Below are 6083 nucleotides of genomic sequence, written 5' to 3'. Positions count from 1 at the left end.
GAGCTGGCGGCGTGGGCCGAGCTCGTCGTGAACGAGGTGGAGGAGGGCCGGCGCGCGCTCGGCGTCTACCTGGGAGGCGCGGGCAGCCTCACTCGGCCGGGTGCGCGGCCGGAGGCAGCGGGCGTCCCGGCCCCCCGGGCAGGGCGACCGACGCCGCCGTCGCTGCCCTGAGGCCGGCGGTCGTCAGCGGCCGCGCGAGGTGGTAGCCCTGGGCCTGGTCGCACCCCGCTGCCCGCACGACCGCGAGGTCCTCGGCGGTCTCGACGCCCTCCGCCACCACGACGGTGCCGAACTCCCGACCGGCGTCGGCGAAGACGCGCAGGAGGCGCTGCCACCGCCGGGAGGTAGCCGCACCGGTCACGAGACCCCGGTCCAGCTTGAGCATCGTGATCGGCAGGTGCGCGAGGAGGTGCAGGGACGTGTGGCCCGCGCTGAAGTCGTCCAGGGCGACCCCCAGGCCCGCCAGGCGAGCCTCGACGAGGGCGTCCCGCGTCCCCTCGAGGTCCACGACGGGGCTCGTCTCGGTCACCTCGATGACGATGCGCTCGGTGGGGAACCCGTGGAGGGTGGCCGCCTCGACGATGGCGGTGAGCACGTGCCCGTCGGTGAGGGAGGCGGCGGAGACGTTGAGGTGCAGGGTGAGCTCGTCACCGGGCGCGGCGGCGAGGCGCGCCGCCTCCGCGATGGCGGTCCGCGCCACGAGCGCGTCGAGCGCCGGGACCAGACCGTGCTGCTCGGCCGGGGGCACGAACACGTCGGGCGGCACGACGCCGTCGGCCGTGCGCCAGCGGGCCAGGGCCTCGACGGCGACCCAGCGCCCGGAGCGGGCGTCGACGATCGGCTGGTAGTCCACCTCGAGCTCGCCGAGCTCGACGGCGCGCCGCAGCCGGGCGACCAGGGCCGCGTCGGCTGCGACGCCGGACGCGGCGGCGGTCGGTCGGGCGGCGTCGTCGCCGCTCACGACGACGCTGCCGGGACCACGGTCCGTCGCGTCCATCGCCGCGCGCTCGGCACTGCGCAGGAGGGCGGCGCGGCCCACCTCCCCGAGCACGCCGGTGGCTGCGCCGACGGACGCGACGTCGCCGAGCAGCGTCGCCCGCGGGGAGCGAGCGGTCCCAGGGGGATCTGCAGGAGGGAGGCAGCGGCCGCCTCGAGCGAGGCGCGGTCGAGGTGCTCGGTGGAGGCGATGACGAACCGCCCGCCGCCGAGGTGGTGGACCGGGGCGGTGACCACGTGGTCCCGCAGCCGGATGGCCAGGGGCAGCAGCGGCCCACCGGCCGGGCGGGTGTCCGCGGGGTCCAGCAGGGCGTGGGTCTCCAGGACGATCAGGGCGACCGGGGCGCCGTCCTCCTGGAGCATCTGGAGGTGCAGCTCGAGCTCGGCCCGGTTCCCGAGCCCCGTCTCCGGGTCGTGGTGCGCGGCGAAGACGAGGCGCTCCTCGTTGACGGCCCGGTCGCTGACGTCCGTGACGGTCAGCACGACGCCCTCGATGGCCGCGTCCGAGAGCAGGTTGGTGAAGGTCAGACGGACCAGCCCGCCGGGCTGCGCCCCCTGGAGCCGTCGCAGCGAGCCGTCCGTGCGGAACCGGACCGGCACGTCGTCGGTGGTGACGGGGACACCCGGCCGGTCCAGGGCGTCCTGGAAGGCCGCCGTCACACGGTCCCGTGCCTGCGGGTGCACCCAGGCGAGCTCGCTCCACGCCCCCGGGCCGTGGGTGCTCGAGAGCGCCCACAGGTCGGCCGTCAGGTTGGTGGAGATGGCCACGCCGCCCCGGTCGAGCACGAGGATCGCGTCGTGGGTGGCGGCCGTCAGGACCTCGAGCCGGTGCTCGGCCTGGTCGAGGGCCCGCACGGCGTCGCCCGCCTGCGCCCGGGCGTCGGCCAGGACCTGGGCCAGGCGGAGCACGGCCGGGACGGAGACGTGGCTCTGCCCCGACTCCGGGCCGCTGTCCGCAGGACTCATGGGAGGACTATAGGGTTCGCGTCTACTATAGAGATACGTTTGAAAGTGCTGTTCACCCGGTCAGACCAGGCGTTAGAGGGTCTACGCTAGAGACTTCTGCGTTTTCCTAGCGACGGGGGTCGGCGATGACGGATCGAGAGTCGGGCGACGACGCTGCGCCGTCGCCCACCTCCTGGGCGGCGACGGTCGCCGAGATCCGCCGCGACCGCCGCCTGACGCAGGAGGAGCTCGCGCGCGAGCTCGGCGTCGCGTTCAGCACGGTCAACGCCTGGGAGGCCGGGCGCGCGGCGCCGCAGCCCCGGCACCGCCGCCGGCTCGAGGACATGCTGCACGGCGCCGGGTCGGGCCACCACGGCGCCTCGACCCAGGTCCTGTGCGTGGACGACTCGCTCCTGGACCTCGAGCTCCTGAGCGCGACGCTGGAGGACGCGGCCGACATCCTCGACGCCGCCGTGACCGTCCATGCCGCCGCGGACGCGGTGCGCGGGCTGGTGATGCTGGGTCAGATCCGACCGGCCATGGCGTTCGTGGACATCCAGATGCCCGGGCTGGACGGCTTCCACCTCGCGGAGCAGGTCGAGGAGATGGGGCTGGCCGCGTCCGTCCGGGTCGTGCTCGTCACGGCGGACGCCTCCGACGAGGTCCGGGAGCGCGCCGAGGGGCTGGGGCTCCCCGTGCTGCAGAAGCCGGTCTCGCTGCGCGACGTCGGGGTGCTGCTCCGGACCGTCGTCGCCTCCTGAGGGCGCGGGCGACGCCTCAGGGCGTCGTCGCAGGCGCATCGCCGCTTCTCACCGCCGGCTCGGCAGCGGGCGCCGCGCGTCGAACGGCGCCGCGAACTCGGTGCGCACGCCGCGCGAGAACAGCACGGAGTCCGGTGCCCGGTCCGCGACGCCGGGCAGCCCGGCCGCCGCGACCAGGCTGTCGTCGAGGTGGACGAGCTCGGCCTCCTGGAGCGGCCACGGCTCGTGCGTGTTGGGGACGTAGAGGGTGCGCCCGAACGCCCGGGTGTGCAGGCCCCAGCGCGCGGTGAGGAACTCCGCGAGCGGCCCGGGGCTCGGGGACGGCGGGCCGGGTCGCACGACGACCGCCGTCGTCGCCGTGCGCGGACCCGGCCACCGCCGCCGCGACGTGTAGGTGAGCAGGCCGTCGGCCTCGCTCACCCGCATGCGTGCCCAGGTGTAGGGCAGCGCGAAGGCGGCCCGTGCGGCCAGGACGACGGCGAGCCGTGAGGCCTCCAGGGTGCGGAACACGACGCCGCGCCGGCCCTGGTCGTCGACGGAGTACAGGCGCACGTTGGTCTCGGCGAACGTGCCGAGGTAGGGCACCGCCGGTCCCCGGCCCAGGCCCGCGCCGACCATGCGGAACGGGATGAGTCCCACCCAGGTCCCGCCGTCGTGCTCGTCCGGCCGCGTGCCCGGCGGCAGGAGCGGCGCGACGACGCCCGGGTCCACGCGCCAGTGCAGGAAGGTGAGGTCGCGCCAGTCCTGCGCCATGATCCGCCCGCCCGGCAGGGGAGGGGCGGACGCGGACACCGGCTGCACGGCCATGCCCCCACTGTGCACCCGGTCGCGCCGGCCCGGGGTGGCCGTGCGGGCCGGCTCTCAGACGGCTGCGACCAGGGAGGCGGCGAGGGCCAGCATGACGACGGCGATGGCGACGTCCAGCACCTGCCAGGCCCGCGGCCGGGAGAACAGGGGCCGCAGCAGCCGGGCCCCGTAGCCGAGCGCGGTGAACCACGCGATGCTGCCGAGCGCCGCGCCGGCCGCGAACCACCACTGGCGGCCGGGGTGGCTCTGGGCGATCGAGCCGAGGAGCACGACCGTGTCGAGGTAGACGTGGGGGTTGAGCCACGTCAGCGCGAGCGCCGTGGTGGCCGTGGCCGCGAGGGAGGCCGGTACGGCGCCACCCCGGGGTGCCAGCGTGTCGTGGCGCAGCGCCCGCCGGGCGGCCAGCAACCCGTAGACGGTGAGGAACGCCGCCCCGGCGAGGCGCACGCCGTCGAGGAGGGCGGGTCGCCCCTGGACGAGCGCGCCCGCGCCCGCGACGCCCGCGGCGATGAGCGCGACGTCGGACGCCGCGCACACGAGGACCACCGTGCCGACATGTTCGCGGGCGAGCCCCTGGCGCAGCACGAAGGCGTTCTGGCCGCCGATCGCCACGATGAGGGACAGGCCGAGGCCGAGGCCGGAGAGCGCAGCGAGCACGTCGGGGAGCACGCGTCGACGGTAGGGCCGCGGTCCCGATGAAGGCCAGTTCATGTTCGTGGCGCACCATTAGCATCGCTGCATGGAACTGGACCTCGCCCAGCTGCGGGCCCTGAGCGCCGCCGTCTCCGAGGGCACCCTCGAGGCGGCCGCACGGGCCCTGCACGTGACGCCGTCGGCGGTGAGCCAGCGGCTGCGGGGGCTGGAGGTCGCGACCGGGCGGGTGCTGCTCGTGCGCAGCCGGCCGGTGCGGCCGACCGAGTCCGGCGAGGTGGTGCTGCGCCTGGCCCGCCAGGTCGACCTCCTCACGGCGGAGACGCTCGCGGAGCTGGGTGCCGACCCGGGCGGCGGGGGTGTGCCCACCCTCCCGCTCGCCGTCAACGCGGACTCGCTGGCGACGTGGGTGCTCCCGGCGCTCGCGCCGCTGGCCGGGACGGCGTCGTTCGACCTGCACCGCGAGGACGAGGAGCACACCGCGGCGCTGCTGCGGTCGGGCGCCGTCGTCGCCGCCGTCACCACCGACCCCCACCCGGTGCCGGGCTGCTCGGTCGTGCGTCTCGGCGCGATGCGCTACCGCCCGGTGGCGGCGCCGGCCTTCGTGGCCCGCTGGTTCCCCGACGGCCCGACGGCGGACGCGCTGGCCGCGGCGCCCGTCGTCGTCTTCGACCGCAAGGACGATCTCCAGCACCGCTACCTCGCCGGGCGCCTGCCCGAGCCGGTGCGGCCGCCGCTGCACCACGTCCCGGCGTCCGCCGACTTCCTCGCGGCCGTGCGTCTCGGGATGGGCTGGGGGATGCTCCCCGACCTGCAGACGGAGGCGGAGCGGGACGCCGGCGCCCTGGTGGTCCTCGACCCCGACGGCGCGCTCGACGTCGTGCTCCACTGGCAGCAGTCGAAGCTGCGCTCCGGTGCGCTGGACCGGGTCGCGTCGGCGGTCCTGGCCGGGGCGCGTCGGCACCTGGGGCAGTGACGGGGGTGGGGTGGCCCGCGGGGACGGCGCGCCCGTGGCGGCAGTCCGGTCGGTCTCGGCGACGCGGGGCGACGCCGGGCAGCACGAAGGCCGCCACCCCGTAGGGCGGCGGCCCTCGATCCGCCGCACCTTGCGGTGCGGCCGTCGACCCCGCTTCACCAGCGTGGTCTGCATGTGGAGGTGGCGGGAATCGAACCCGCGTCCGACGGCAGTGAAACAGGGCTTCTCCGGGTGCAGTCTGCTGACGATTTTCTCGGCCCCAGCGATCACGCAGACGAGTCGCTGACAGGCTCAGTCACTCTGAGATGTCGCGGCAGCCCCAGTGACCTGGGCTGCAGCCAGTGGCTTCCTAGATGACGCCAGGATCTGAGACGGAAGCTAGCTCAGGCTGACGGACCTCGGGACTCGCTCAGGCGGCGAGTGCGAAGTCGGTGCGCTTGGAATCGGCACCTATTGGTTTGCATGGAGCGTTGACGAGATGACCATGCATCCTCGACCCGCTTCCCCTGGATCGACGACCGTCGTCGAAACCGATCACCCCCTGTGCAGTTGTCAAGCACCCGCCCAGGCCGAGGCCGGGGCGCGCAGGTCCATCGTAGGTCAGAACCCCGGGCCGGTCACCGCTATTCCTGCGGCGGATGCCGGTGGCCGGCCCGGGGAGGAGTGCTGCTCAGCCGCGAGCAGCGACGGCGGACGCGAGCTGCTCGACGACCTCGTCGAGCCCCCAGGGCAGGGACAGGGCGGTGGGCGGGGAGACCGAGGCGATGAACTCCGCGCCGACCAGCGGGGCGACGGCGCCGCCCTCGACCTGCGGCATGACCTGGGCGTAGGGCTGCGCGAGGAACGAGTCGAGCTCCTCCTGCGTCGTCCCGTACGCCACCAGGACGTCGCTCGTCAGCTCGTCGAGCCGCTCCGGGCTCAGCGTGAAGAAGAACGGCGACTCGTCG

6 protein-coding genes, 1 other RNA gene and 1 pseudogene are annotated in these 6083 nt (G+C 75.1%); 2 read left to right on the top strand and 6 right to left on the bottom strand.

The features are described 5' to 3' along the window. Nucleotides 1-88: 88 nt before the first annotated feature. Complete coding sequence (locus tag N866_RS14120; RefSeq protein WP_155855382.1) at nt 89-997, bottom strand: EAL domain-containing protein; 909 nt, start codon at nt 995-997, stop codon at nt 89-91. Beyond that, the gene (locus N866_RS14115) at nt 958-1962 is read right to left on the bottom strand and encodes a hypothetical protein (RefSeq protein WP_155855381.1); all 1005 of its coding nucleotides are present in this window, start codon (nt 1960-1962) and stop codon (nt 958-960) included. The genes N866_RS14120 and N866_RS14115 overlap by 40 nt, the downstream gene beginning before the upstream one ends. Before the next feature lie 125 nt (nt 1963-2087). On the opposite strand from N866_RS14115, the gene N866_RS20015 reads away from it, so the two are divergent. Then, the gene (locus N866_RS20015) at nt 2088-2702 is read left to right on the top strand and encodes a response regulator (RefSeq protein WP_052023080.1); all 615 of its coding nucleotides are present in this window, start codon (nt 2088-2090) and stop codon (nt 2700-2702) included. A gap of 48 nt (nt 2703-2750) precedes the next feature. Here the strand turns inward: N866_RS20015 and N866_RS14105 are convergent, their stop codons facing one another. Both N866_RS14105 and N866_RS14100 read right to left on the bottom strand, forming a co-directional pair. Further along, complete coding sequence (locus N866_RS14105; RefSeq protein WP_034227447.1) at nt 2751-3509, bottom strand: YqjF family protein; 759 nt, start codon at nt 3507-3509, stop codon at nt 2751-2753. 54 nt (nt 3510-3563) lie between these two features. Then, nucleotides 3564-4220: a LysE/ArgO family amino acid transporter gene (locus N866_RS14100; protein WP_052023079.1), complete on the bottom strand. Its 657-nt coding sequence runs from the start codon at nt 4218-4220 to the stop codon at nt 3564-3566. 28 nt (nt 4221-4248) lie between these two features. Here N866_RS14100 and N866_RS14095 point away from each other — a divergent pair, with 28 nt between their 5' ends. Further along, a complete protein-coding gene (locus tag N866_RS14095) occupies nt 4249-5136 on the top strand; it encodes a LysR family transcriptional regulator ArgP (RefSeq protein WP_034227446.1) in 888 nt (295 codons plus the stop codon). Between the two features lie 172 nt (nt 5137-5308). On the opposite strand, the gene ssrA is transcribed toward N866_RS14095, so the two are convergent. Together ssrA and N866_RS21440 are read right to left on the bottom strand one after the other, a co-directional pair. After that, nucleotides 5309-5678: a transfer-messenger RNA gene (gene ssrA / locus N866_RS20550) on the bottom strand. A gap of 128 nt (nt 5679-5806) precedes the next feature. Then, a pseudogene (locus N866_RS21440) lies at nt 5807-6083 on the bottom strand (iron-siderophore ABC transporter substrate-binding protein); the annotation flags it as partial.

The sequence above is a fragment of the Actinotalea ferrariae CF5-4 genome, from assembly GCF_000603945.1.
Classification (GTDB): domain Bacteria; phylum Actinomycetota; class Actinomycetes; order Actinomycetales; family Cellulomonadaceae; genus Actinotalea; species Actinotalea ferrariae.
Note: the sequence above shows the minus strand (reverse complement) of the source record. Positions and strands in the feature narration are given on the sequence as shown.

Excerpts from the sequence above, each read along its gene's own strand:
- N866_RS14120 (WP_155855382.1), bottom strand. The coding sequence starts at position 997 with ATGGACGCGACGGACCGTGGTCCCGGCAGCGTCGTCGTGAGCGGCGAC.
- N866_RS14115 (WP_155855381.1), bottom strand. The coding sequence starts at position 1,962 with ATGAGTCCTGCGGACAGCGGCCCGGAGTCGGGGCAGAGCCACGTCTCC.
- N866_RS20015 (WP_052023080.1), top strand. The coding sequence starts at position 2,088 with ATGACGGATCGAGAGTCGGGCGACGACGCTGCGCCGTCGCCCACCTCC.
- N866_RS14105 (WP_034227447.1), bottom strand. The coding sequence starts at position 3,509 with ATGGCCGTGCAGCCGGTGTCCGCGTCCGCCCCTCCCCTGCCGGGCGGG.
- N866_RS14100 (WP_052023079.1), bottom strand. The coding sequence starts at position 4,220 with ATGAACTGGCCTTCATCGGGACCGCGGCCCTACCGTCGACGCGTGCTC.
- N866_RS14095 (WP_034227446.1), top strand. The coding sequence starts at position 4,249 with ATGGAACTGGACCTCGCCCAGCTGCGGGCCCTGAGCGCCGCCGTCTCC.